The organism is Saccharomonospora amisosensis, from assembly GCF_011761185.1.
Classification (GTDB): Bacteria; Actinomycetota; Actinomycetes; order Mycobacteriales; family Pseudonocardiaceae; genus Saccharomonospora_A; species Saccharomonospora_A amisosensis.
In genome coordinates, this window is sequence record NZ_JAAOYM010000001.1 from 4,673,893 (window position 1) to 4,700,440 (window position 26,548).

Below are 26,548 nucleotides of genomic sequence, written 5' to 3' on the forward strand. Positions count from 1 at the left end.
CTTACTGGATGTTGACGTCGACGCTCGCCGGAAGGTCGATGCGCATCAGCGCGTCGACCGTCTTCGGCGTCGGGTCGAGGATGTCGATCAGACGCTTGTGCGTGCGCATCTCGAAGTGCTCGCGCGAGTCCTTGTACTTGTGCGGCGAACGGATGACGCAGTAAACGTTCTTCTCGGTGGGCAGCGGCACAGGTCCGACGACCGAGGCGCCGGTGCGCGTCACCGTCTCGACGATCTTGCGCGCGCTGGCGTCGATCGCCTCGTGGTCGTAGGCCTTGAGCCTGATGCGGATCTTCTGTCCCGCCATGGTTCCTTACCGTCTCGTACCGCTGTTACCGCACGTCAACGACTTGCCTTCCGGTCCACGCGGTCGGGCGTGTCGCGCCCACTACGCAGACTGATCCCGCAGGATCGTTGTCGTGCCGCTAGGTCTGTCACATCACGAAGGGCCGACGGCGCGGCCGGCCACTCCCGACCCACGGAAAGACCGTGGGTCCAGGACGCTCGCAGCAGGGCGGCCGATTTCTTGAACTCAGTCCCTGGAAATCGGCCGCCCCGCGTCGAGCAACCTTAACAGGATGCCACACGGGCACCCGGCATTCGCACCGGGGGGTGCACTGCCTTACTTGATGATCTTGGTGACCTGACCGGCACCAACGGTACGGCCACCCTCACGGATGGCGAACCGCAGACCCTCGTCCATGGCGACCGGCTGGATCAGCTGCACCGAGATGTGGGTGTTGTCGCCGGGCATGACCATCTCCGTGCCCTCGGGAAGGGTCACGACGCCGGTCACGTCCGTGGTGCGGAAGTAGAACTGCGGGCGGTAGTTGTTGAAGAACGGCGTGTGCCGACCACCCTCGTCCTTGGACAGAATGTAGACCTGGCCCTCGAACTCGGTGTGCGGCGTGGTGGTGCCGGGCTTCACGACGACCTGACCGCGCTCCACGTCCTCACGCTTCACACCACGCAGCAGCAGAGCCGCGTTGTCACCGGCCTGACCGTAGTCCAGCATCTTGTTGAACATCTCGATGCTCGTGACCGTGGTCTTGCGCGAGTCGGGCCGGATACCGACGATCTCGACCTCTTCGTTGAGCTTGATCTCACCGCGCTCGATACGGCCGGTGACGACCGTCCCGCGACCGGTGATGGTGAAGACGTCCTCGATCGGCATCAGGAACGGCTTCTCGGTGTCACGCACCGGGTCCGGGATGTTGTCGTCCACGGCCTCCATGAGGTCGAGCACGCTCTGCGACCACTTCTCGTCGCCCTCGAGCGCCTTCAGCCCGGACACGCGAACCACCGGAGCGTCGTCGCCGGGGAACTCCTGGGCGCTCAGCAGCTCACGGACCTCCATCTCGACGAGCTCGAGGATCTCCTCGTCGTCCACCATGTCGGCCTTGTTCAGAGCCACCACGATGTAGGGCACACCGACCTGACGGGCGAGCAGCACGTGCTCGCGAGTCTGCGGCATCGGGCCGTCGGTGGCCGCCACCACGAGGATCGCGCCGTCCATCTGGGCCGCACCGGTGATCATGTTCTTGATGTAGTCGGCGTGACCCGGAGCGTCGACGTGCGCGTAGTGCCGCTTGTCGGTCTGGTACTCGACGTGCGAGATGTTGATCGTGATACCGCGCTGCTTCTCCTCGGGCGCGTTGTCGATCTGGTCGAACGCGCGCGACTGGTTCAGCTCGGGAAACTTGTCGTGGAGAACCTTGGTGATCGCCGCGGTCAGAGTGGTCTTGCCGTGGTCGACGTGCCCGATGGTTCCGATGTTGACGTGCGGCTTGCTCCGCTCGAACTTCGCCTTCGCCACTGGAATGTCCTCCTGGACTTTCTTGCTCGTGACCGGCGTGGCTGCCGATCTACGACTCGATCTGGTCAGTTGTGCGGACCTTCAGGGAACAGCCCCTTGGCGCCCGCTTTGGATGCTTTGAGGGTTGTTACTCCCCCACCGCCGCGGTGCCGATGTGAAGACACCGGGTTCGCCGTACCCGTCCCAGGGCGCTCACTCCCCCGTCGCCTTCGCGATGATCTCCTTCGCGACGTTCGCCGGAACCTCCGCGTAGGAGTCGAAGTGCATCGTGTAGTTGGCACGACCTTGGGTCTTCGACCGCAGGTCGCCCACGTACCCGAACATCTCCGACAGCGGCACGAGCGCCTTCACGACGCGCGTGCCCGACCTCTCCTCCATGGCCTGGATCTGGCCACGGCGGGAGTTCAGGTCGCCGATGACGTCACCCATGTAGTCCTCGGGTGTGGTCACCTCGACCGCCATCATCGGCTCCAGCAGTACCGGGCCTGCCTTCCTCGCGGCCTCCTTCATCGCCATCGAACCGGCGATCTTGAAGGCCATTTCCGAGGAGTCGACCTCGTGGTACGCACCGTCCAACAAGGTGAACTTCAACCCGACGAGCGGATAGCCTGCGAGCACGCCGTACTGCATGGCGTCCTGCGCACCCGCGTCCACCGATGGGATGTACTCCCTCGGCACGCGGCCACCGGTGACCTTGTTGTCGAACTCGTAGAGTGCGCCGTCCGTGGTCTGCAGCGGCTCGAGCTTGACGATCACCTTCGCGAACTGACCGGAACCACCGGTCTGCTTCTTGTGGGTGTACTCGAGCTTCTCGACGGTGTTGCGGACGGTCTCACGGTAGGCGACCTGGGGCTTACCGATGTTCGCCTCGACCTTGTAGTCGGACTTCATCCGGTTGACGAGCACCTCGAGGTGGAGCTCGCCCATGCCCTCGATGATCGTCTGCCCGGTCTCCTCGTCCTGGCTGACCCGGAAGGTCGGGTCCTCCTCGGCGAGCTTCTGGATCGCGGTGGAGAGCTTCTCCTGGTCCGCCTTGGTCTTGGGCTCGATGGCGACCTTGATGACCGGCTCGGGGAAGGTCATCGACTCCAGCACAACCGGGTTCTGCGGGTCGGCGAGGGTGTCGCCGGTCGTGGTGTCCTTCAGCCCGATGACGGCGTAGATGTGGCCCGCCTGCGCCTCATCGACTGGGTTCTCCTTGTTGGAGTGCATCTGGAAGATCTTGCCGATGCGCTCCTTGCGCTCCTTGGTCGCGTTGACGACCTGGCTGCCCGCCGCGACCTTGCCCGAGTAGACCCGGATGTAGGTCAGCTTCCCGAAGAACGGGTGCGCGGCGATCTTGAACGCGAGCGCGGAGAACGGCTCAGTAACCGACGGCTTGCGCATGACCGCGGTCTCGCCGTCGGTCAGCGTCCCTTCCACCGGCGGCAGATCCAGCGGCGACGGCAGGTAGTCGATCACGGCGTCGAGCATGGGCTGCACGCCCTTGTTCTTGAACGCCGAACCGGCAAGCACCGGGTAGGCCGCGCGCTCCGTGGTGAGCTTGCGGATGCCGTTCTTGATCTCGGCTTCGGTCAGCTCTTCGCCGCCGAAGTACTTCTCCATGAGCTCGTCGTCGGTCTCTGCGACGGCCTCGACCAGCTTGTCGCGATATTCGGCGGCCTTGTCGGCGAGCGAGGCCGGGATTTCCTCGACCTCGTAGTCCTCGCCCTTCTTGACGTCGCCACGCCACGTCAGCGCCTTCATGCGGACGAGGTCGATCACACCCTCGAACTCGCTCTCCGCGCCGATCGGCAACTGGATGACGAGCGGGCGGGCGCCGAGGCGCTCCTCAATGGTGCGCACGGTGAAGTAGAAGTCCGCGCCCAGCTTGTCCATCTTGTTGACGAAGCAGATGCGAGGGACCTCGTACTTGTCGGCCTGGCGCCAAACCTGCTCGGACTGCGGCTCGACACCCTCCTTGCCGTCGAAGACGGCGACCGCGCCGTCGAGCACGCGCAGGTTGCGCTCCACCTCGACGGTGAAGTCGACGTGGCCAGGGGTGTCGATGATGTTGATCTGGTAGTCGTTCCAGAAGGTGGTGGTGGCAGCCGAGGTGATGGTGATACCCCGCTTCTGCTCCTCCTCCATCCAGTCCATCGTCGCGGCGCCGTCGTGCACCTCGCCGATCTTGTAGTTGATCCCGGTGTAGAACAGGATCCGCTCGGTGGTGGTCGTCTTACCGGCGTCGATGTGGGCCATGATGCCGATGTTGCGGACCTTGCTCAGGTCGGTCAGCACGTCACGTGCCACTTCAGTGTTCCCCTGTCTCAAACGTGGGGCCCGGCATTGGCTGATCGTCCCGGACCGGGCGACTGTGTTCCTTGCTCACCAGCGGTAGTGGGCAAAAGCCTTGTTGGACTCGGCCATCTTGTGGGTGTCCTCGCGGCGCTTCACGCTGGCCCCGAGGCCGTTGCTCGCGTCGAGCAGCTCGTTCTGCAGGCGCTCGATCATGGTCTTCTCGCGGCGCTGCCGCGCGAAGGTGACGATCCAGCGCAGCGCAAGGGTGGTCGAGCGACCGGGCTTGACCTCGATGGGCACCTGGTAGGTCGCGCCACCAACCCTGCGGCTCTTCACCTCGAGAGTGGGCCGCACGTTGTCCAGCGCACGCTTCAGTGTGACGACCGGATCGGTGCCGGTCTTCTCACGAGCCCCTTCCAGCGCGCCGTAGACGATTCGCTCGGCGAGCGAACGCTTCCCGTCCGTCAGCACCTTATTCACCAGCTGGGTGACGAGCGGAGATGCGTACACCGGGTCAGCGATCAGCGGCCGCTTCGGGGCCGGACCCTTGCGGGGCATTAGCTCTTCTCCTTCTTCGCGCCGTACCGGCTGCGCGCCTGCTTGCGGTTCTTCACACCCTGGGTGTCGAGCGAACCGCGGATGATCTTGTAGCGAACGCCCGGCAGGTCCTTCACACGCCCGCCACGCACGAGCACCATGGAGTGCTCCTGGAGGTTGTGACCCTCGCCGGGAATGTAGGCCGTGACCTCGATGCCGCTGGTCAGCTTCACACGCGCGACCTTGCGCAGCGCCGAGTTCGGCTTCTTGGGTGTGGTCGTGTACACGCGCGTGCACACACCACGACGCTGCGGGCTCCCCTTGAGCGCCGCGGTCTTCTGCTTGGCAGCCTTGTCCTGGCGGCCCTTGCGGACCAACTGCTGGATCGTGGGCAATGGACCAGCTTTCTGTCGCGTCCTTCAGCTATACAGCTCTGCTTGTCTCCCCGGTCCCCGAGGTCGGGCGTGTCGGCCCGCGTCAGGATCTTCGCGACCCTTCAACTTCCCATCGGGATTGCCGTGGAGCTCCGCCTGGCCAGCGCGGCGAACCGGGAACACCCGGACGTGGCCCGATGGCGCACGGAGCAGCCCGACAGCTGCCGGGCACGGTCGTCAAAGATACCCGCCCGCATTGATGGCTACCACATCGGGGGTCGCTTCCGGCCCACCAAGCAGCCACGGACGGATGGCCTGCGGTTACCAGCTTACCCGATTCCGGCCCACGGCCGTGTGGGGATGATCCATCATGAGTCCGCAAAGCAAGCCGGCCGTCGCAGCCACCATAGCCCGGGAGGCCCCTCGTGTCAGCGGAGTTCGACCAACTGGTCGCGGAGTTCGAGAAGTTCCAGTCCAAGATCAAGAATGTGGATGACCGATTCGCGAACCTCGGTCAGCTGCGCAACGAGATTGCCTCGCTCGAGGCAACCGCCACCTCCGCCGACCGCTCCATCACCGTCGTGGCTGGTCCCGGCGGCGCCATCAAGGACATCCAGTTCACAGAGAAGGCGCTGGGCCAGCAACCACAGGCGTTGTCTTCGGCTCTGCTCACAACTATCCAGCAGGCCGTGGCGGAGGCGGCACGCAAACAGGCCGGGCTCGTCGACGAGCACCTCGGTGACGACGCCCAACTCAGCGAGCAGGTTCTCCAGGCCCAGGCGGAACTGTTCGGCACTTCCGTTGAGGAGCTGCGCTCCCAGCACGGCGACGGCGTCCGCAGGCAGCCTGCCGAGGAGGAGTACCACGACGACTACTCGCAGCGGACGGTGCTGAGCTCCGGCGCTGACCGTGGCACCCAGGCACCGCCACCCAGCGCGGGTGGCAGCTCGGCGGGCGAGGAGTTCCTGCAGAACCTGTTCAACGAGGAGGACCGCTGATGACCGGGTTCAACGTCAATTCCGAGGAACTACGCACCTACTCGGGCAAGCTCGCGGGGCAGAAGGACACGGCTAGCGAGATCGCGGGCCTCGTCGACACCGCCGACGTCGGGGACAAGTCGTGGGGCGTCGTCGGGTTGTTCGTGAAACACAGTTACACCGAGATGCTCGGCGATCTCAAAGAACTGTTCACCAGCCTGCAGGACGGTTTCCAGTCGGCATCCGAAAAGTTCGCCATGGCCGCGGACGGCTACCAGCAAAACGAGGACGCCGTGAAACAACTCCTCAACGGGGTCAAGTTCGAGATCGACGGCAAGTAAGGGACACGGAATCAACCAACATGACTGAAGAAGAGCACGAAGCAGGCGGCGTCAAGATCAAGGTCGGGGAGAAGGACACCGGCACGAAGGCACGCGAAGCCGTACCCATTTACGGCAACGCACTGAAAGCGTTCGAGGCCGGAGGCAAACTGACCGACGGCGCCACCGGCTCCGAAGTGTCCGGCTTGGTGTCCGAGGGTTCCGGTCTGATCATGTCCCTCGGTGGCGCTGCCATGGGAATCGCCACCGATCCGATCGGCTGGCTGGTAAGTCAGGGCCTGAACTTCCTGATCAGCGTGGTACAACCGCTCGAGGACGCCATTCACTTCGTCAGCGGCGACGGGCCAGCACTGTCACAAGCCGCGGAGAACTTCGACGCCATCGGCAAGGGCGTGGAGAAGCTGCGCGAGAAGTTCAACGAGGACCTCGCCAACTCCCTGCAGAACTGGGGAGGAGCGGCGTCAGAAGCAGCTGGCACCAAGCTCGCCGACTTCGCCAGGGGCATCGACGGCGTCGCCGGGCAGGCGGGCGAGCTGGCCCAGTTCCTGCAAATGTCAAGCATGGTAATGACGGTCATCGAGGACTTCATCAAGGCGCTGCTCACCGAATTCATCACCTGGCTGATCATGATCTGGATACCCGCCCTCGCCGCCGCCGTTCCAACCGCAGGCGCCTCGACCGCCGCCGCTGGGACAGCCACCACAGCACGCGCGGCCACGACCGGAGGAAAGGTCTCACAGGCGATCGCGAAGCTGCGCAGGCTTTTCGACAAGGTCATGGACTTCCTGCGGGGGCTCCGTACCCGGATGGGCAACCTGCGCACCGGGTTCAAACAGGCCATGGACTACAAGAAGCTCGACAGCGCCTTGGCGGACATGGCGCTGGAGGCGGGCAGCAAGTCTCCGATCGTCAAACTCATGAGCGGCGACGGCCTGGTCGGCGAGCGGGTGCAGGCCGGGTTCGCGCGCTCCGTGGGCAAGAACGTGATGGATACTGCCGTCGCCCAGGTAGGACTCGGCACGGGTGCCAACGCCGGGCCGGAGAAGTCGGCTCGCAACATCGGCAACGCGCAGAAGGCCGGGGAGTATGACGAGACGGGTGCGGACCAATCCAGGAGTGAGACCGAGGGCTACCTGGACATCTGAGCCAGTTCACGACTGAGAAGGTTGGACCGATGGACCCGGCAATCTGGCTGCCCGACAACGTGTGGGGATGGTTGATCCTCGCCCTGCTCGTACTCGGGCTTGGCTGGTGGCTGAAACGACTCATCCCCAGGGTGATCTTCCGGTGGGGCGGAGCCCGCCGCATGGCGCGGCAACACGGTTGGCTGGTGAAGACCGGCAGCGGCACGAACGGTGATCTGAGCCCGGACGGTACGGCCACACCTGAATCGTGGGAGGCCACAGCACTGCCGGGAACCGACATCGAACTGCTCGGTGAACACCGCGGGTACATCTTTCACGCGCGCCAGCAGCGAACTCGGATCAGGGTCAGTGCGGGCACGTCGGGTGGATACAGAAAGGCCTGGCGCTACGACTACGTGGTGAGCATCGCCATGAACCGCTACCCCTATGGCGGTTTCTTCACCTCCAGCAGCCGCCAGGCGATCATCGACTGGCGGCTGGCTTTGTACCCGGCGTTCATCGAATGGGAACAGCCGATCTTCAAGGATCTGTCCTCCGGGGCTTACACACCACCCGAAGGCTTCCGCAGCCGGCAAGGAATGATCTCCACCGAACACAGGGACCGCAGGCTCAGCAAGGGCGCCCTGCTGAACCATCTCGACCAACTGCTGAACGAAGTCCAGCCAGGCGCCCCGCGCGTTTAGCGGGCTAACCGTGGTCGTCGACACCACGGTTAGCCCGCTAAACGTGGCATGCGAATGTCGGCCCGGGCTAGATGCCGCAGCTGGAGGCCGACCAGAACCGGCTCGACCGGTGGTCGACGTGGGTGTGATCACTGTGCCCCGGGTAGCCGGGTCCGAGGATCCCGTTGAAGCCGTGGTTGCGTGCCTGCCTGGCGAGCGTGCAAAGCGAGTGCGGGCCCGACCCGAGGTCCACCGCGTCGCCGTAGAGGTGACGGCTGTTGGGTGCGCCGCCAACCGCGTCGTTGCAGGAATGGCTGCGGAAGCCGCTGGTCACCCGAATCGGCTGATCACCAAGTGCGTGTCGCATGGCCTGTAGCTTCCACATCGAGACCAATGCGTTGGCTCTTGCCGTGGACGCACCGACCGCACCGCCCGACCAACTGGAGTTGCAGTTGTTCAACTCGCCGTAGGAGAAGTTCACCGGGCTGCAGTCGTCGTCCTGGAGTGCGTAGATCTTGCTGAACGTCTGCGGGCCGGCGATCCCATCAGCACTGAGGCCGTACGCCTGCTGAAAACGGGTGACCGCGGCCTTGGTGGCTGGGCCGTACGAACCGTCGAGCGCGAGCACCGACCCGTATCCGGGATAGCCGGAGACGCGTACTTGCAGCTGACGGACGTCCTCACCCGAGGCACCTTGTGACAACGTTCGGTTCCAGGTGTAACAGCCGTCAGCCTGCGCGGGCGCTGCCGTGACCACGGCGCCCACAAAACTGGTGACGACAGCGATCAGCAACACGGCGAGCAACCCGGTTACGCGTCTCTTCATCAACAACCTCCTCACACGAACGAGTGACGATGAGGAAGCTTGCTGTAACGACTCTCAAGCTGTCAACAACTCACCAACTGATCGCATAACACGAGTAACAATCACCTCCGCTGGCTGCCCTGACCACGTTTTGCCCGCGAAACGCGGTCCATGGGCCGGGCCTGGGCACGTTTAGCGGGCAAAACGCGGTGAGGGCGCAAGAAAAGGGGGAGGCCTCGGCCTGGTGGCCGGGGCCTCCCCCCTTTTGCTGACGCAGCGTGAGTTGGCGCTGCCGCTGGTACGACCGGTTACCGGAAGTCGCGACCGAAGTCGTAGTCGTCCAACGGCACTGCCGCACCGGTACCGGTGCCGAACACGTCCGGGGTGTAGTAGCCGTCGTCGTAGGACGGGATCGCGTACGCGGCGACCCGAGCCTCCTCGGTCGGCTGCACCTGGATGTTGCGGTACCTGTTGATACCCGTGCCAGCCGGGATCAGCTTTCCGATGATCACGTTCTCCTTGAGGCCCACGAGCTTGTCGCTGCGGCCGTTGATCGCCGCATCGGTCAGCACTCGCGTGGTCTCCTGGAACGACGCCGCCGACAGCCACGAGTCCGTGGTCAACGACGCCTTCGTGATGCCCATCAGCACCGGACGACCGGAGGCCGGCTCGCCGCCCTCGGCCACTGCCTGCCGGTTGACCTGCTCGAACCTCGTGCGCTCCGGCAGCTCACCCGGCAGGAACTCGGTCGCACCGGAATCGATGATCGTGACACGCCGCAGCATCTGCCGCACGATGACCTCGATGTGCTTGTCGTGGATCGACACACCCTGCGCCCGGTACACCTTCTGCACCTCGTCCACCAGGTGCATCTGGGCCTCGCGCGGCCCCATCACACGCAGCACCTCGTGCGGGTCGGGCGTGCCTTCCAGCAGCGGCTGGCCCACGTTGACGTGATCGCCGTCCTGCAACGGACCATCCGGTCCCAGCGCGAGCCGCTGCCGCTTCGACAGCTTGTCGAAGACGATCTCCTCGCTGCCGTCGTCCGGGATGAGCGTGATCTTCCAGAACCGCTCGCTCTCCTCGATCCGCACGCGGCCGTCGACGTCGGCGATCGGCGCCTTGCCCTTCGGGACCCTCGCCTCGAACAACTCGGTGACACGAGGCAGACCGGTGGTGATGTCGTCACCGGCGACACCACCCTGGTGGAAGGTACGCATCGTGAGCTGCGTGCCCGGTTCACCGATCGACTGCGCAGCGACGATACCGACGGCCTCACCGACATCAACCAGCTTGCCCGTCGCCATGGACCGGCCGTAGCAGGTGGCACACACACCCATCGCCGACTCGCAGGTGAGCACGCTGCGCACCTTCACCCGGGTGATGCCCGAGGTGATCAGCCGCTCGATCGCCGGGTCACCAAGGTCGTCACCCGCATTCAGGACGACGTTGCCCTGCTCGTCCACCGCGTCGGCGGCGAGGTTGCGGGCGTAAACGCTGGTCTCCACGTGCTCGGCGCGCGCGACGCGACCGTCGGGCAGCTTCTCCCCGATGGTCATGTTTATGCCGCGGCTGGTGCCGCAGTCAGTCTCACGGACGATCACGTCCTGCGACACGTCCACCAGCCGTCGGGTCAGGTAACCCGAGTCGGCGGTCCGCAGCGCCGTGTCAGCCAGACCCTTCCGCGCGCCGTGCGTGGCGATGAAGTACTCCGCCACCGACAGGCCCTCACGGAAGTTCGACTTGATCGGCCTGGGGATGTACTCGCCCTTCGGGTTGGACACCAGACCACGCATCCCGGCAAGCGAGCGGACCTGCGTCATGTTGCCCGCCGCACCGGACTTCACGATCATGGCGATCGGGTTGTCCTCGGGGAAGTGATCCTCCATGACCTTGGCGACGTCCTCCGTCGCCTGGCCCCAGACCTTCACCAGTTCGTTGTTGCGCTCGGCGTGCGAGAGCTGACCGCGCTGGTAGCGCTTCTCGACCTGGGCTGCCCTGGCCTCGTACTGGTCCAGGATCTCCTTCTTCTCCGGCGGCACCAGCACGTCGGAGATCGCCACCGTGACACCCGAACGGGTAGCCCAGTGGAACCCGGCGTCCTTGAGCCGGTCGAGCGTCTGCGCGACCTGCGTCATCGAGTACCGCTCCGCGAGGTCGTTCACGATGACCGCCTGCCGCTTCTTCGGCAGTGGTTCGTTCACGAACGGGTAGTCCGCGGGCAGCAGCTCGTTGAACAGCACCCGGCCCAGCGTGGTCTCGGCCAGCCACGGCTGCCCCGGCTCCCAACCGTTCTCACGCAGCTTGGCCTCTTCGGCCTTCGGCGGCTGCCGATCGCGGATGCGGATCTTCACGGGGGCGTGCAGTCCGACCTGCTTCATGTCGTAGGCCATCACCGCCTCGGCGAACGACGAGAACGACTGGCCGGCGCCCTTGGCGTTCTCGTCCAGCCTCGTCAGGTGGAACAGCCCGGTCACCATGTCCAGTCGTGGCATGGCCAGCGGACGACCCGACGCGGGCGAAAGGATGTTGTTCGCCGACAGCATCAGGATGCGCGCCTCGGCCTGCGCCTCCGCCGACAGCGGCAGGTGCACGGCCATCTGGTCGCCGTCGAAGTCCGCGTTGAACGCCTCGCAGACCAGCGGATGCAGCTGGATGGCCTTGCCTTCCACCAACTGCGGCTCGAAGGCCTGGATACCGAGCCTGTGCAGCGTCGGCGCGCGGTTGAGCAGCACCGGGTGGCCGTTGATGACCTCTTCCAGCACGTCCCACACCTGCGGACGCGCCCGCTCCACCATCCGCTTGGCGGACTTGATGTTCTGCGCGTGGTTGAGGTCCACAAGCCGCTTCATCACGAACGGCTTGAACAGCTCCAGCGCCATATCCTTCGGCAGCCCGCACTGGTGCAGCTTCAGCTGCGGACCGACGATGATCACCGAACGGCCCGAGTAGTCGACGCGCTTGCCGAGCAGGTTCTGGCGGAACCGGCCCTGCTTACCCTTCAGCAGGTCGGAAAGCGACTTCAGCGGACGATTTCCCGGACCGGTGACCGGCCTGCCGCGCCTGCCGTTGTCGAACAGCGCGTCAACGGCCTCCTGCAGCATCCGCTTCTCGTTGTTGACGATGATCTCGGGCGCACCGAGATCGATCAGCCGCTTGAGCCGGTTGTTGCGGTTGATGACGCGGCGGTACAGGTCGTTGAGGTCGGACGTCGCGAACCGGCCACCGTCGAGCTGCACCATCGGGCGCAGCTCCGGCGGGATGACCGGAACGGCGTCGAGCACCATGCCGCGCGGGTCGTTGCCGGTGGCCTGGAACGCGGCGACGACCTTCAGCCGCTTCAGCGCCCGCAGCTTCTTCTGGCCCTTGCCGTTGCGGATGGTCTCTCGCAGCGACTCCGCCTCTGCGTCGACATCGAACTCGGTGGCCAGCTTCTGGATGGCTTCCGCGCCCATGCCGCCGGTGAAGTACTCACCGTAGCGGTCGACCAGCTCACGGTAGAGCTGCTCGTCGACGATGAGCTGGCGCGGTTCCAGTTTGGTGAAGGTCGACCAGACCTCCTCCAGCCGGTCCAGTTCGCGCTGGGCGCGGTCGCGGATCTGGCGCATCTCGCGCTCGCCGCCCTCCTTGACCTTGCGGCGAACGTCGGCCTTGGCGCCCTCGTTCTCCAGCTCTTGGAGGTCGGCCTCGAGCTTCTGCGCGCGCGCCTCGATGTCGGCGTCCCGCTTGGCCTCGATGTTCTTGCGCTCGACACTGATCTCGTTCTCCAGTGTCGGCTGGTCGTTGTGCCGCAGCTCCGTGTTCACGCCGGTGATCACGTACGCCGCGAAGTAGATGATCTTCTCGAGGTCCTTCGGAGCCAGGTCGAGCAGGTAGCCGAGCCGCGACGGCACACCCTTGAAGTACCAGATGTGTGTCACCGGCGCGGCCAGCTCGATGTGGCCCATCCGCTCACGACGAACCTTGGCGCGGGTCACCTCGACGCCGCAGCGCTCGCAGATGATGCCCTTGAAGCGGACCCGCTTGTACTTACCGCAGTAGCACTCCCAGTCCCGGGTGGGTCCGAAGATCTTCTCGCAGAAGAGCCCGTCCTTCTCCGGCTTGAGTGTGCGGTAGTTGATGGTCTCCGGCTTCTTGACCTCGCCGAACGACCACTGGCGAATGTCGTCGGCGGTGGCCAGACCGATCCGGAGCTCATCGAAGAAATTGACGTCCAGCACGTCCTTGCATCCCCTTGGGTTGATTCGGCTAGAGGGGTTGGGCTACCTGGCGGGGGTACGCGGGAGGCACACCCCCGCCAGGCGGCTGGGTCATTGCACGACGTCGTCCACCGAGGGCGACTCGTTACGGGACAGGTTGATGCCGAGGTTGGCGGCGGCACGCTCGAGGTCCTCGTCGTCGGAGTCGCGCATTTCGATCGCGGCCCCGTCGCTGGAGAGCACCTCGACATTCAGGCACAGCGACTGCAGTTCCTTGAGCAGCACCTTGAACGACTCCGGGATACCAGGCGAAGGCATGTTCTCGCCCTTGACGATGGCCTCGTAGACCTTCACCCGGCCGAGCACGTCGTCGGACTTGATGGTGAGCAGTTCCTGCAGCGTGTACGCAGCGCCGTAAGCCTGCATCGCCCAGCACTCCATCTCACCGAAGCGCTGGCCACCGAACTGTGCCTTACCGCCGAGCGGCTGCTGGGTGATCATGGAGTACGGTCCGGTGGAACGCGCGTGGATCTTGTCGTCCACCATGTGGTGCAGCTTCAGGATGTACATGTAGCCGACCGCCACCGGGTACGGGAACGGCTCGCCGGTCCTGCCGTCGAGCAGGGTCGCCTTGCCGTCCGACTGCACCAGCCGGTCGCCGTCGCGGTTGGGCTTGGTGCAGGAGAGCAGCCCCATGAGCTCCTCCTCCTTAGCACCGTCGAACACCGGGGTCGCGGTGTTGGTGCCCGGCTCGACGTCGCGCAGGTCGTCAGAGAGGTTCGCGGCCCACCCCGGGTTGCCCTCGATCTTCCAGCCCTGGGAGGCCAACCATCCGAGGTGGAGCTCGAGGATCTGCCCGATGTTCATCCTTCGCGGCACGCCGTGGGTGTTCAGCACGATGTCGACCGGGGTGCCGTCCTCGAGGAACGGCATGTCCTCCACCGGCAGGATCTTGCCGATGACACCCTTGTTGCCGTGCCTACCCGCGAGCTTGTCACCGTCCTGGATCTTGCTCTTCTTCGCGACGTAGACGCGGACCAGCTCGTTGACGCCGGGGGGCAGCTCGTCGTCGTCCTCTCGAGAGAACACCCGGATGCCGATGACCTTGCCGGTCTCGCCGTGCGGCACCTTCAGTGAGGTGTCGCGAACCTCGCGGGCCTTCTCACCGAAGATCGCGCGAAGCAGCCGCTCCTCCGGGGTCAGCTCCGTCTCGCCCTTCGGCGTGACCTTCCCGACCAGGATGTCGCCGTCGCGGACCTCGGCGCCGATCCGGATGATGCCCCGCTCGTCGAGGTCGGCGAGCACGTCCTCGGAGACGTTGGGGATGTCCCTGGTGATCTCCTCGGCACCCAGCTTGGTGTCGCGCGCGTCGATCTCGTGTTCCTCGATGTGGATCGAGGTGAGCACGTCGTCCTGGACCAGTCGCTGCGAGATGACGATGGCGTCCTCGTAGTTGTGGCCCTCCCACGGCATCACCGCGACGAGCAGGTTCTTGCCGAGCGCCATCTCGCCGTCGTCGGTCGACGGACCGTCGGCGATGACCTGGCCCTGCTCGACCCGATCTCCTTCGGACACGACCGGCCGGTGGTTGAAGCAGGTGCCCGCGTTGGTGCGACGGAACTTGTAGAGCCCGTAGCTCTTCCTGGTGCCGTCGTCGTGCATGATCGTGATCATGTCGGCGGACAGCTCCTCAACCACGCCTGCCTGCTCGGCAACGAGCACGTCACCGGCGTCGACCGCCGCGGTGAGCTCCACGCCGGTTCCGACCAGCGGCGCCTCGTTACGCAGCAGCGGAACGGCCTGCCGCTGCATGTTGGCACCCATCAGCGCGCGGTTGGCGTCGTCGTGCTCGAGGAACGGGATCATCGCCGTGGCCACCGACACCATCTGGCGCGGCGACACGTCCATGTAGTCGATCTCGAGCGGGTCGATCAGCTCGACCTCGCCGCCCTTTCGCCTACCGAGCACCATGTCCTCGGCGAAGTACCCCTCCGTCGTGAGCGGCGCGTTGGCCTGTGCCTTGACGAAGCGGTCCTCCTCGTCGGCGGTCAGGTAGTCGATCTGGTCGGTGACCCTGCCCTCGACGACCTTGCGGTACGGGGTCTCGATGAAGCCGAACGGGTTGACCCGCCCGTAGGAGCACAGCGACCCGATGAGGCCGATGTTCGGGCCTTCCGGTGTCTCGATCGGGCACATGCGGCCGTAGTGGCTGGGGTGCACGTCGCGGACGTCCATGCCCGCCCGCTCACGGGACAGACCGCCAGGGCCCAGCGCGTTGAGGCGGCGCTTGTGGGTCAGGCCCGAAAGCGGGTTGTTCTGGTCCATGAACTGCGACAGCTGGGAGGTTCCGAAGAACTCCTTGATCGCGGCCACCACCGGACGGATGTTGATCAGCGTTTGCGGCGTGATCGCCTCCACGTCCTGCGTGGTCATGCGCTCGCGCACCACGCGCTCCATGCGGGAGAGGCCGACGCGGATCTGGTTCTGGATCAGCTCGCCCACGGTGCGCAGCCTGCGGTTACCGAAGTGGTCGATGTCGTCGGTCTCGACAGGGACCTCGTTCTCACCGACCCGCATCGTCTCCTCGCCCGCGTGCAACCGGACCAGGTACTCGATGGTGGTAACGATGTCCTCTTCGGTGAGCGTGCCGGTTTCGTAGGGCAGATCGAGCCCCAGCTTCTTGTTGATCTTGTACCGGCCGACCTTGGCGAGGTCGTAGCGCTTCTCCTTGAAGAAGAGGTTCTCCAGCAGCGTCTGCGCGCTCTCCTTCGTGGGAGGCTCGCCAGGTCGCAGCTTGCGGTAGATGTCGAGCAGCGCCTCGTCGGTACCCGCCGTGTGGTCCTTCTCCAACGTCGCCAGCAGAGTCTCGGAGAAGGAGAACCGCTCCCGGATCGCTTCGGTGGTCCAGCCGAGCGCCTTCAGCAGCACGGTGACCGGCTGGCGGCGCTTGCGGTCGATCCGGACACCGACGGTGTCACGCTTGTCGACGTCGAACTCCAGCCACGCACCGCGACTGGGGATGATCTTGACGCTGAAGACGTCCTTGTCCGTGGTCTTGTCCACGGTCTGGTCGAAGTACACGCCCGGTGAGCGCACGATCTGCGACACCACGACGCGCTCGGTGCCGTTGATGATGAACGTGCCCTTGTCGGTCATCACGGGGAAGTCACCCATGAAGACCGTCTGGCTCTTGATCTCACCGGTGTTGTTGTTGACGAACTCGGCCGTGACGAACAGCGGCGCCGCGTACGTCATGTCCTTGTCCTTGCACTCCTCGACGGAGGCCTTCACCTCGTCGAAGCGCGGATCGGAGAAGGACAGTGACATCGAGCCGGAAAAGTCTTCGATCGGGGAGATCTCGTTGAGGACCTCCTCGAGGCCGCCGACCGGGTTCTCCTCGCCCTCGTTGACGGCGCGCTCGTACCACGCCTCCGAGCCGGTGAACCATTCGAAGGACCGGATCTGCACGTCAAGCAGGTTCGGAGTGCCGAGCGGCTCGCGGATCTTCCCGAAAGAGACCCGCTTCGGTGCTCCTGGAATACCCGTTGACTGTCGAATAGAGTTGGTCGCAGCAGTGGCCTGGTTCGCGGGAGAGACTGCCAAGATGCGTCCTTCCGGGGACATAGCTGGTTGAGCAGCCGCGTTAGCAACTACCAACGCGTACTGTCAAGGTGCGGTGTTGCCGACCATACTAGCTACCGCATTAGGGCAGCCTGAAAGTGGGCAGCGCAAAGAAGCAGTCTAGCCCGGAAGACGCCGCTTGTCGAGGGGGCCTACCCGATGGGTGCCCAGCCTCGACGGCCTGTCTCCTGGCTCGCCTCCCGCAAGGCGTGCCGTTGCCTGTAAGCGTGAACCCCTGAAGACGCTGAGTCAAGCGCCCAGGTGGGGTTACCCGCCGGTTGGCGCAGTGTCAGTTACCGCCTTGGGGCTGCCCTGCCTGCGATGACGGCGCGGGCTGTTGACTCGGAGCCGCCTGGTCACCGCCGTAGGTGTCCATGTTGACGACCTTCCACTCACCGTCACGACGCTCGGTCGTCAGCCACATCGCGGCGCCGCCCGCGGAGGTCTGGTTATTGTCTGTCCTCGTCGCCGTCTGGTCGATGTACACCATGACCTTCGCGCGGTCACCGTCGAGCTGCACCACCGCGCTCCGAGTTGCCTTGACGGTGACGACCATCTTCTGCTTGGGCGCGATCTCGCGCACCTGGCCCATCAGCGCGTCGTACTTGCGTTTGACCTCGTCGTTGACCAGCAGCCTGTCGGCGGCACGCTGGGTCTTGTTCAGGTCGTTGAAGTCCACTGAGAACAGCGACTCGGCCGCCTCGCTCATCGCCTGCTTGACCTGCGCCGTCGTCGCCACGTCCACCAGCGCGGTGTTGTCGGTGGCTGAAGCGACCTCCCCGTGCCGGAACTTGAACAACACGGCCAGACCGGAGAACACCAGACCGACCACCAACAACAAGGCCACCGCGGCGTAACCGAACCGGCGCGGCGGTCGCTTCGAAGACTCGCCCTCCGGTCGCGCCGACGTCAGCGGGTCGCCATCGACCTCCGCGGTGGTCACTTCCTCCTCCGCGGCGGGCTTGGCCCTGCCAGCGTCCCTGGTCTTGCGGCGCGGGCTCGGGCGGGATCGCTCGGTGGCACGCTGCCCGCTGTCTGGCTCCCGCTCCGCGTCCGCCTTCCCTGACCTCGGTTCCTTCGGGGCTTCGACCTGCTCGGTTTCGTGCCGCCCTTCGGGGGCCTCCGGCCTGCGCAGACCGGCGACACGGGGACGGCGCGCCGGTGTCGGTACACCGTCGAGTCGGCGACGGGGTGATGGCACGACTGACTCCTGACTGCTAACGCGTTGGTTTGCTGAGCGAGGGACTCACTGCCCGGGTCCGACCACCGGTACCTCGCCCATGTTGGCCAGCTTCCAGACCTGCTCGCCGTTCTCGTCGACGCGGGTCAACTGCAGCTCCAGCCGCAGCGCCTTGGCGCTCTGCTTGTCGCCCTGCGTCACGTCGAGATTCACCGTGGCCAGTGCGCTCGCCTTGCCCTCGTGCACGTTGAGCTCTTCCACGGCGACGTCCTGAACCGTCGAGACAACCTTCGTCTTTGCCTTGGCGATGGCGTCGCGGTAGCTCTTCTCCGACTGCTCGATCATCTTGCGCAGCTCGTCCGTCGCGAGCGTCTTCTGCCGCTCGAAGTAGGCGTCGGGGTTCTCGTAGTCCAGCTCGGTCAACGCCGTTACCGCGTTGCCCGCCGCACGCACGACGTCCTCCCTCGCACCCGCGATCTCGGCGTCGTCGCTGCCTGACGCGACCCACCACATGACCCCGAACACCGCCGCCACCACGAAGGCGGCGACTGCGAACGCGGCGCTGGCGGCGACGAGCCACTTCGGTGGTCCGGCACTCGACCGCCCCGCCCGCTCCTCGGAGGCGCCCTCCACCTCCGGTTCCGCGTCGGTGACCTGGTCAGCCCCGGTGTCGGTGGCTTCCGCGGTCTCCTCGGCGTCGGCGGCCTCGTTCGCCCGCGTCCGCCGCTGCTCGTCCGAACTCATAGCGCTCCAGAGTAGGTATGCGGTGTGATGTGGCTGTCAGCCCGGCAGCCCGGCCAGCTGCGACAGACTCGTGATGTCGAGGCCAGGACCACCCGCGATGCCCGGCAAGCCGCGCAGCGAGGCCAGCTCCTCCTCGTCGCGGTGGGAGTTGGCTTCCACCTGCTGCTCGCTCGGCTTCTGCGGAACGCCGTGGTAGGGCGCGTTCTGCGACCCGCGCACCGCGATCGGGCTGCCTGGTGGTTCGGCGCAGTACGCGTCCTGTTTGGGCTCCCTCGGCGCGGTTTCGCTGCCGGGTCGGTACTGCTCCGGCGGCAGGTAGCCCTTGGTGCAGGTCGGCGGGTTGAACAGGTTCAGCGCCAAGCCGAGGTGCGCGGTGCCGTCGCCGGGGGTGACCGTGTACGCCCCTGCCGCGACGACCGGGTAGGTCACGAACGCCTGCTCCAACCCGTCGAGCCGAGTGACCGCCAGGTTCGAGGTGGTCAACAGGTTGGCCACAAGCGTGGAAAGGCCAGGGCCCGACTCGGCCAGTACCTGGCTGACCTGCCCAGACACCTTCGGCGTTATGTCGATCAACTCGCGCAGCTCGCCGTCGGAGTCGCGCAGTGTCGCCGACAGGTCCTTGAGGTCCCTGCTGAACGAGCGCATCGAGGATGCCATCTCGTTCTGCGTCGTCAACACCGTCGTGCCCGCGTCGAGCAGCTGCACCGTCTGCGGCAGGTGCTGCTGCGCGACCGTGGTGAACTCGCGCGTGGTGTCCATCAGCACCTGCAGATCATCGCCGGTGCCACGGAAGGCGTTGTAGGACTCGTCGACCACTGTTCGCAGCGCGTCCGTGGGTACGGAGGCGGCCAGACTGTCGAGGTCGGCGATGACCTGCTCGGTGGGCACCGGCGTGTCGGCACGCTCCACCGATATCACCGAACCGTCCCGCAGGAACGGTCCACGGTCGGTCACCGGGCGTAGGTCGACGTACTGCTCCCCGACAGCCGACCGGTTCGCCACCACGGCATGCAGGTCACTGGGCACCTTCGGCGCGTCGCCCTCGATGTTGAGTTCGGCCTGCAGCCCGGTTTCGGTGAGACTCAGCCTGCCGACCTTGCCGATGTTGTAGCCGCGGTAGGTCACCTCGGCGCCGGTGAAGATGCCTCCCGACTCGGCGAGCTGCAACCGCACCGTGTAGCCGCCGGTGCCGAAGGTCTTCTCGACGTCGGTGAACCGCACCAGCGCGTACCCGATCGCCAGCACCGAGATGACCAGGAAGGCCACCAGCTGGATTTTCGTCCTGCGCAACAGCATCAGCCGGCACCTCCGGAAAAGAGGTCGAAGAGCCCGCCGAGGCCCGTCGACTCGTCCTGGCGCTGGTCGTCGCCGGTGTTGTTGCCTCCCTCGCCGGGCAGCGGCAGCGGCGGCGGACCGTCACCGGAGCCGTCCTGCCCGCTGGTGAGACCGCCGAGGATCGGCACGTCCTGCAGCGGGTTCTGCCTGCTGCGGCTGAGGTTGGCGAGGATTTCCTGCAGGTTGAGGTCGATGTCGGCGTAGAGGTTGAAGTAATCGCCCTTGGCGCCCTCCACCGCCGCGTCGCTGAACGGGTAGGTGAGCATCACCTCCAGCGCCTTCGGCAGGTCGGACCCGGCCTCGCCGAGCTTGCGCAGGGTCGGCAGCAACGCCTCCAGGTTGGCGACCAGATCCTCCTGGCTCGCGTTGACCGTATCGACCGCGACCACGGACAGTTCGTCCAACGCCCGCAACATCGTGACCAGCTGGCCGCGCTGCCGCTCCAGCACTTCGAGCCCCGGACCGAGGTCGTCGATCGCTCCCACGATCTGGTCGCGCTGGCCGTTCAGCGTCGAGGAAAGCCGGTTCAACCCGTCCAGCGCGCGAGTGATGTCGGCCGACTGCTCGTCGAGTGCACTGACCAGCTCGTCAGTGTTGCGCAGCAGGGCCTTGACGTCGGCCTCGTTGCCATCCAGGGCGTTGTTCAGCTCCTTTGTGATGGTGTTCAACTGCTCGACACCGCCGCCATTGAGCAGCATGGACAGCGCGCCGAGCACCTCCTCCACCTCGACGCTGCGGTTGGTGCGCGTCACCGGGATCACGTCGCCGTCACTGAGTTCGGCCTGTGCCGCGGCCTCGGGTGGCGCGGTCAGCTCGACGTACTTCTCACCGAGCAGGCTCGACTGGCGCAGGTTCGCGATCGCGTTGGCCGGCAGCTCGACGTCACCGTTGACCAGCACCGTGACCTCGGCGGTCCAGCCGTCCGCTGCGAGGCCGACGTTCTCGACCCTGCCTACCGGTACCTCGTTGACACGCACCCCCGCCTGCGGCACCAGGTCCAGCACGTCGCGGAACTGCACCTTGACCGTGTAGGGATCGTTCCCCACGTCGGCGCCGCCCGGCAACGGAACGTCGTAGATGCCGGAGAAACCGGGGACGGAGCAGCCCCCCGCCAACACGCCCGCGCACACGACGGCTGCGACCTTCACACGGCTGCGGTTCACTGGCCACCCCCTGAGGCGTTTAGCTGGCCGAGGACCGGCAGCGGCAGGTCGGGCAGCTCGCCGTTGTTCAGGGCATTGACTGACTGGGCCAGCGAGGGCAGCGGCAGGGCTCCGTCGAGCACCGGCGCCAGTTGCCCGCACAGCTCGCCGAGCGCGTCGAGTTCTTCCGGTGTCTGCTTGAGGAAGTTGCAGATCATCACGACGGGAGGTTGGGTCAGTTCGTTGAGGTTCGCCCTCGCGTCCAGCGTTCCTGAGGACGCGTTGTAGGTGTTGGCCAGGTTGCTCAGTGCCAGCGGTGCGATGTCGAGCGTCTCGGCGAGTGCGGCACGCTGGTCGACGAGCACCCTGGTGATCCCCGCCAGCTTGTCCACATTGGATCGAACCCGGCCGTGGTTGTCCTCGATGAAGCCCCGCACTGCCTGCAGTGTGGTGCCCAGCTCCCGCACGGTCGCCGCCAGGTTCTCCCGCTCCCCCGACAAGAACGAGCTGACGTCGGCCAGCTGTGATTCGAACCGGCGGACCTCCTCGTCGCTCTCGGCGAGCGTGGTTGACAACTTGGCGAGGTTGTCAACGGTCGCGAAAAGGTCGCCGGAGTTGCCAGAGAGGCTGCGCGCGGCCTGGCCCAGCTTGGTGATCGTGTCGTTGAGCTGGGTGCCGTTGCCCTCCATGTTGTCCGACAGTGTGTTGAGCAGGTCGGAGAGCGACCCGTCGGCGTTGGCTCCGTTGGGCCCCAGCGACTCCGAAACGCGGCTGAGGCTGTCGCTGAGTTCGTCGATCTCCAGTGGCACCGCCGTGCGATCCATCGGGATGACGGCCCCGTCCTCCAGTTGCGGACCGCCGGTGTGGGCGGGGGCGAGCTGCACGTAGCGGTCGGAGACCAGCGAGGGTGCCACGATCGCGGCCTGCGCGTCGGCGGGGACGGCGACGTCCCGGTCGTAGGCCAGCTCCACCCTGACCCGGTCACCGAGCGGCTGGATACCGGTTACCTCTCCCATCTCCACACCGAGAACGCGCACGCTGTTGCCCACGTAGAGGCCGATCGCGGCGGGAAAGTAGGCGACGGCATGCTTGCGTCCGGCGTCCTTGAGCGTCCACCACAGCGCGCCCGCGACGACGAGCCCGAGCACGCACGCGATGACGATTCCGCGCGTGAGCTGCCTTCCGAAGCGGGTGTCGGTCATCGTGCGTTACACCCCTCTTCGTTCAGTGGCCCCAGCGAGGGCAGCAGCATTCCGCAGATGTAGTTGTCGAACCAGCGGCCGCTGCTGATGGTGTTGTTGAACACCCGGATGAACGGCGCGAAGCGCTTGATGCCCTCGGAAAGCGACTCCTGGTTGCGCTGCAGCATGTTGGTGAGCCGGTCGAGTTTGGCCATAACGGGTTCAAGTTGCTCGTTGTTGTCGTCGACAAGCCCACGCAGTTCGGCGGCGAGTTGCCTGCTGCCCGTCAACAGCGCGCTGATGGCCTGTTCCCGGGCGGAAAGCTCCTCGAGCAGTTCGTTGCCGTCCTCGAGCAGCTTGCGCAGTTCCGCGTCACGGTCGGCGAGCGTCTGGCTCACCTGCCGGGTGTTGGCGAGCAGATTCGCCAACTGCCGGTCGCGGGTGGCGATGGTGTCGGAGAGTCGCGAGAGCCCGTTCAGCGCACCGCGCACGTCGTCCGGGGTGTCGGCGAAGGTCTGCGACAGCACGTCGAAGCTTTGCGAGAGCTGGTCGGTGTCGATCTCGTCGACGGTCTCCGAAAGCCCGCGGAACGCCTCGAGCACGTCGTACGGCGCGGTCGTGCGCTCCCTCGGGATGGTGTCGCTGGGATCCAGCGGCCGGTCACCGACCGGGTCGAGTGCGAGGTACTTCTGCCCGAGCAGCGTCTTGATCTTGATGGTCGCCGCGGTTCGGTCGCCGAGCCAGGCATCGGAGACCTTGAACGAGACGAGCACCCGGTCGCCGTCGAGCTCGACATCGGTCACCTTGCCGACCTTGACGCCGGCGATACGCACCTCGTCGTCGGTCTGCAGGCCCGCGGCCTCGCTGAAGTGCGCACGGTAGGTGGTGCCTCCGCCGATGATCGGCAGGTCGTCTGAGTTGAGAGCGGCCAGCGTGCCGAGGATCATCAGCACGATTCCCACCACCGCGATGGGAATGGGGTTGCGCTTGGAGAAGCTGGTCATGACAGGCACCGCTCCCTGCTCGCAGGCATGACCGGGAGGTGGACCGGTTCGTTCACAACGCCGGGCACTCCCACGTTGCCGTTGGCCTCGCAGAGGTAGAAGTTGAACCAGGAGCCGTAGTCGGCGGTCGCGCTCATCCTGGTGACCTTCTCCGGCAGGAACTGGATGAAGTGTTCGACGAGCGGTTCGGAGTCGTTGAGGTTGCCCACCAACGTGCCCAGCGCCTGGATGTCCTGCTTCAGCGGCTGCCTCGCTTCCCGCAACAGCCCGGCCGTGGTGTCACTCAGCTCACCGAGCGATTCGATGGCATCGCCGATGGGTTCCCGGTCGCTCGCCAACCCGGAGACGAACTGCTGCAGCCTGGCCACGAGGTCCGACAGTTGCGGCGTGTGCTCGTTCAGGGTCTGCAACACGGAGTTCAGGTTGTCGATGACCTGACCGATGACCTGGTCCTTCTCGGCGATCGTCGTGGTGAGCGATGCCGTGTGAGCGAGCAGGTTCTCAACCGTGCCGCCCTCGCCCTGCAACACCTGGATGATCTCGTAGGACAGCTTGTTCACGTCCTCCGGTGACAGTGCGCGGAACAGCGGTTTGAAGCCGTTGAACAACTCGGTCAGGTCAAGGGCCGGGCGGGTGCGTTCGATGGGGATGTTGCCGCCCGGCTCGAGGTAGCCGCCAGGCTCGCCGGTGCCTCGCTCCAGTGCGACGTAACGCTGGCCGACGAGGTTGCGGAACTTGATCGTGGCGGTGACTCCCGCTGGCAGCCTGCGGTTCTGATCGACCTCGAACTCCACCTCGGCCTGCCTGCGGTCGACGATCCGGACGTCGGCGACCTGGCCGACCCGGACACCGGCGATGCGCACGTCGTCACCCTCGATCAGCATCGTCGCGTCCGTGAAGCGCGCGGTGTAGGTCTTGGTGTCCGACAGGTTGAGGTTGGCGATGCTCAGCCCCAGCATGGCGGTGAACACGATGGTGACCACGACGAAAATGCTCAGCTTCGTCAAAGGTGCGGCGATTCCCCTCATCGCACGGTCACCTCCGCTCCCCGGTACAGCGGGCCCACCAGAAGCGCACCCCAACCGGGCACATCGGACGGACTCAGCCCGACAGCGGGCCCGATGAGGTGAGAGAGCAGCGCGTGCTCAGCCACACTGTTGACGGGATTGGAGCTGGCGGTTGTGCCGCCGTAGCCACCCGCGTTGGCGTTGTTGTTGGCCGGGTTGAGCCCCTCGCTCTGGGTACGAGCCGCGGGCGGTGTGGTGCTGCCGTCCTGTAGCGGTCCGTCCGGCGGATGTTGTGGGAAGGGTTGCGGGAATTCCTTCATGTCGTAGCAGCGTGGGCCCCGCTTGTCGTTGTACTCGGGCTCGTCCTGACCCGGTTTGTAGGGACCTCGGTTGGTCGTGATCTCGATTGTGGCGTGCAGACCTGGCTTGTTGGTGCCCTTGCCGAACGCCTTGTCGATCCGGGGAACGAGATCACTCATCTGCCCGAGGAAGCACGGGTACTCCGGCGCGTATTTGGCGAGCAACTCGGCTGTCGGCCGCGCCGTCTCGCCAAGGCTGATCAGGTTGTCCGCGTTGGCGGAGAGGAAACTCTCCAGATCCACCGACGCGGTGCCGAGGGTGGTGTAGAGGTTGCTCAGCTTGTGTTGCTGCTCGACGACGGTGCGGCTGGTCACCGAGAAGTTCTCCAGCACTCGCACCAGATCTGGCGCGGCGTCGGAAAGATTGTCGGAGAACCGCGCGAGCTGACGCAGGTTCTCCTGCAGCCGGGGCAGGTGCGGGTTCAGCTCGCCGACGTAGTCGCCGAGTTGTGCCAGCGTCTCGCCCAACGGTTTGCCCCTGCCCTCCAACGCGGTGGAGATGGCGGCCAGCGTGCTCGACAGCTTCTGCGGTTGCACCGCTCGCAGCACCGGCATCAGGCTTTCCAACGCCTGGTCGAGCTCGATGGCGCTGCTGGTGCGGTCCTGCGGGATCACATCGCCGTCGCGAAGAGCCTGCGGAGAGGGTTCCTCCGGCAACTGCAGCGACACGAAGCGCTCGCCGAACAGCGTCTTCGGCAGAAACCGGGCCGTGACATTGGTCGGTACCAGGTGGGCATGTTGCGGGTCGAGTCGCAAGGTGAGCACCGCACCCGTTTGGGTCGGCGTGATATCGGCGACGCTGCCAACGATGAGCCCGCGAACCTTGACGTCGGAGTTGACCGCCAGTTGGTTGCCGATCGTGTCCGCCTCGAGTGTCACCGTGACGAACTTCGAGAAGCTCTTGTTGTACAAGGCGATGCTGAGCGCGACCCCGCCGACGAGCACGGCGACCAGCAGCAGCCCGAGCAGCCTCCGCCGAAGGGTGACCAGTGCGGCGCTCATCCTGCGATCCTCACGGTGGTGTCGGTTCCCCAGATCGCGAAACCGATGAAGAAGTTGACGATCGCGACCGTGACGATGGAAAGCCGCACGGCACGGCCGACGGCGACACCCACCCCTGCGGGCCCACCGCTGGCGCGATAACCGTAGTAGCAGTGCGTCAAGATGATCAACACGCTGAAGATCAGGACCTTGACGAATGAGTAGAAGACGTCCTCAGGCGGCAAGAACATATCGAAGTAGTGGTCGTAGGTGCCTGCCGACTGGTCGTACAGGTAGACGACCACCGTTCGGGAGGCGAGGTAGGAGCTCAGCAGACCGACGACGTACAGCGGAATCACCGCGACGAAGCCGGCGATGATGCGGGTTGTGACAAGGTAGGGCAGGCTAGGCACACCCATGACCTCCAGCGCGTCGATCTCCTCCGAGATCCGCATCGCGCCGAGCTGTGCGGTGAAGCCCGCGCCAACGGTGGCCGAAAGCGCGAGCCCAGCGACCAGCGGCGCGATCTCGCGAGTGTTGAAGAAAGACGTCAAGAACCCCGTGAACGCCGACGTTCCGATCGAGTTCAACGCGGAGAAACCCTGCAGGCCCACCAGCACACCGGTGAACAGGGTCAGTCCGACCATCACGCCGACGGTGCCGCCGATGACTGCCAGCGAGCCGGACCCGAAACTCACCTCGGCGAGCAGGCGCAGCACTTCCTTGGTGTAGCGCCGGATCGTCCTCGGCGCCCACGCGACGGCGCGCAGGTAGAACGACATCTGATCGCCGAGGTCGTCGAGGACCTCCAGTGGCCGGTTGGCGATCTTCTTCGCGTGCTGTGACAGGGAAGGCATC

21 protein-coding genes are annotated in these 26,548 nt (G+C 65.5%); 4 read left to right on the forward strand and 17 right to left on the reverse strand.

The genetic code is table 11. The features are described from left to right. Window position 1: 1 nt before the first annotated feature. The 5 genes from rpsJ to rpsL all read right to left on the reverse strand — a co-directional run bounded on the left by rpsJ (window position 2) and on the right by rpsL (window position 5,028). Window positions 2-307: a 30S ribosomal protein S10 gene (gene rpsJ / locus FHU38_RS22695; RefSeq protein WP_003883485.1), complete on the reverse strand. Its 306-nt coding sequence runs from the start codon at window positions 305-307 to the stop codon at window positions 2-4. Between the two features lie 315 nt (window positions 308-622). Beyond that, window positions 623-1,816 (reverse strand): elongation factor Tu, encoded by a 1,194-nt coding sequence (gene tuf / locus FHU38_RS22700; RefSeq protein WP_167174939.1) that lies wholly within the window; start codon window positions 1,814-1,816, stop codon window positions 623-625. Window positions 1,817-2,008: 192 nt separating this feature from the next. Then, a complete protein-coding gene (gene fusA, locus FHU38_RS22705; protein ID WP_167174942.1) occupies window positions 2,009-4,108 on the reverse strand; it encodes an elongation factor G in 2,100 nt (699 codons plus the stop codon). A gap of 75 nt (window positions 4,109-4,183) precedes the next feature. Beyond that, entirely contained in the window at window positions 4,184-4,654 is a 471-nt protein-coding gene (rpsG, locus tag FHU38_RS22710) for a 30S ribosomal protein S7 (protein WP_009152373.1), read from the reverse strand. Next, window positions 4,654-5,028 carry a 30S ribosomal protein S12 gene (gene rpsL / locus FHU38_RS22715; RefSeq protein ID WP_003102113.1) on the reverse strand — a complete coding sequence of 125 codons (375 nt, stop codon included), beginning with the start codon at window positions 5,026-5,028 and terminating at the stop codon, window positions 4,654-4,656. The genes rpsG and rpsL overlap by 1 nt, the downstream gene beginning before the upstream one ends. 404 nt (window positions 5,029-5,432) lie before the next feature. On the opposite strand from rpsL, the gene FHU38_RS22720 reads away from it, so the two are divergent. The 4 genes from FHU38_RS22720 to FHU38_RS22735 are packed head-to-tail and all read left to right on the forward strand — an operon-like array spanning window position 5,433 to window position 8,153. Beyond that, a complete protein-coding gene (locus tag FHU38_RS22720; protein WP_167174945.1) occupies window positions 5,433-6,005 on the forward strand; it encodes a YbaB/EbfC family nucleoid-associated protein in 573 nt (190 codons plus the stop codon). Then, complete coding sequence (locus tag FHU38_RS22725) at window positions 6,005-6,325, forward strand: ESX-1 secretion-associated protein (RefSeq protein ID WP_167174948.1); 321 nt, start codon at window positions 6,005-6,007, stop codon at window positions 6,323-6,325. Before FHU38_RS22720 ends, FHU38_RS22725 begins: the two co-directional genes overlap by 1 nt. A gap of 20 nt (window positions 6,326-6,345) precedes the next feature. Further along, window positions 6,346-7,470, forward strand: coding sequence for a WXG100 family type VII secretion target (locus tag FHU38_RS22730; protein WP_167174951.1), 1,125 nt, complete (start codon window positions 6,346-6,348; stop codon window positions 7,468-7,470). 29 nt (window positions 7,471-7,499) lie between these two features. After that, the gene (locus FHU38_RS22735; RefSeq protein ID WP_167174954.1) at window positions 7,500-8,153 is read left to right on the forward strand and encodes a hypothetical protein; all 654 of its coding nucleotides are present in this window, start codon (window positions 7,500-7,502) and stop codon (window positions 8,151-8,153) included. A gap of 67 nt (window positions 8,154-8,220) precedes the next feature. Here the strand turns inward: FHU38_RS22735 and FHU38_RS22740 are convergent, their stop codons facing one another. The 12 genes from FHU38_RS22740 to FHU38_RS22795 form a co-directional block, all read right to left on the reverse strand. After that, window positions 8,221-8,958: a D-Ala-D-Ala carboxypeptidase family metallohydrolase gene (locus FHU38_RS22740; protein WP_167174957.1), complete on the reverse strand. Its 738-nt coding sequence runs from the start codon at window positions 8,956-8,958 to the stop codon at window positions 8,221-8,223. Window positions 8,959-9,245: 287 nt separating this feature from the next. Beyond that, window positions 9,246-13,157 (reverse strand): DNA-directed RNA polymerase subunit beta', encoded by a 3,912-nt coding sequence (locus FHU38_RS22745; RefSeq protein ID WP_167174960.1) that lies wholly within the window; start codon window positions 13,155-13,157, stop codon window positions 9,246-9,248. A gap of 90 nt (window positions 13,158-13,247) precedes the next feature. Further along, window positions 13,248-16,739 carry a DNA-directed RNA polymerase subunit beta gene (rpoB, locus tag FHU38_RS22750; protein WP_167174963.1) on the reverse strand — a complete coding sequence of 1,164 codons (3,492 nt, stop codon included), beginning with the start codon at window positions 16,737-16,739 and terminating at the stop codon, window positions 13,248-13,250. Between the two features lie 307 nt (window positions 16,740-17,046). Beyond that, window positions 17,047-17,958, reverse strand: a complete 912-nt coding sequence (locus FHU38_RS22755) for a nuclear transport factor 2 family protein (protein ID WP_167174967.1) — start codon at window positions 17,956-17,958, stop codon at window positions 17,047-17,049. 45 nt (window positions 17,959-18,003) lie between these two features. After that, complete coding sequence (locus FHU38_RS22760) at window positions 18,004-18,681, reverse strand: hypothetical protein (RefSeq protein WP_208415791.1); 678 nt, start codon at window positions 18,679-18,681, stop codon at window positions 18,004-18,006. 36 nt (window positions 18,682-18,717) lie between these two features. Continuing rightward, window positions 18,718-19,977, reverse strand: a complete 1,260-nt coding sequence (locus tag FHU38_RS22765) for an MCE family protein (RefSeq protein WP_167174970.1) — start codon at window positions 19,975-19,977, stop codon at window positions 18,718-18,720. Continuing rightward, window positions 19,977-21,179: an MCE family protein gene (locus FHU38_RS22770; protein ID WP_167174973.1), complete on the reverse strand. Its 1,203-nt coding sequence runs from the start codon at window positions 21,177-21,179 to the stop codon at window positions 19,977-19,979. The genes FHU38_RS22765 and FHU38_RS22770 overlap by 1 nt, the downstream gene beginning before the upstream one ends. Further along, window positions 21,176-22,360: an MCE family protein gene (locus tag FHU38_RS22775; RefSeq protein WP_167174978.1), complete on the reverse strand. Its 1,185-nt coding sequence runs from the start codon at window positions 22,358-22,360 to the stop codon at window positions 21,176-21,178. The genes FHU38_RS22770 and FHU38_RS22775 overlap by 4 nt, the downstream gene beginning before the upstream one ends. Further along, a complete protein-coding gene (locus FHU38_RS22780) occupies window positions 22,357-23,343 on the reverse strand; it encodes an MCE family protein (protein WP_167174981.1) in 987 nt (328 codons plus the stop codon). The genes FHU38_RS22775 and FHU38_RS22780 overlap by 4 nt, the downstream gene beginning before the upstream one ends. After that, window positions 23,340-24,371 carry an MCE family protein gene (locus FHU38_RS22785; protein ID WP_167174984.1) on the reverse strand — a complete coding sequence of 344 codons (1,032 nt, stop codon included), beginning with the start codon at window positions 24,369-24,371 and terminating at the stop codon, window positions 23,340-23,342. Before FHU38_RS22785 ends, FHU38_RS22780 begins: the two co-directional genes overlap by 4 nt. Continuing rightward, window positions 24,368-25,711, reverse strand: a complete 1,344-nt coding sequence (locus tag FHU38_RS22790; RefSeq protein ID WP_167174987.1) for an MCE family protein — start codon at window positions 25,709-25,711, stop codon at window positions 24,368-24,370. The genes FHU38_RS22785 and FHU38_RS22790 overlap by 4 nt, the downstream gene beginning before the upstream one ends. After that, the gene (locus tag FHU38_RS22795) at window positions 25,708-26,547 is read right to left on the reverse strand and encodes an MlaE family ABC transporter permease (RefSeq protein ID WP_167174990.1); all 840 of its coding nucleotides are present in this window, start codon (window positions 26,545-26,547) and stop codon (window positions 25,708-25,710) included. The genes FHU38_RS22790 and FHU38_RS22795 overlap by 4 nt, the downstream gene beginning before the upstream one ends. Between the last annotated feature and the right edge of the window lies 1 nt (window position 26,548).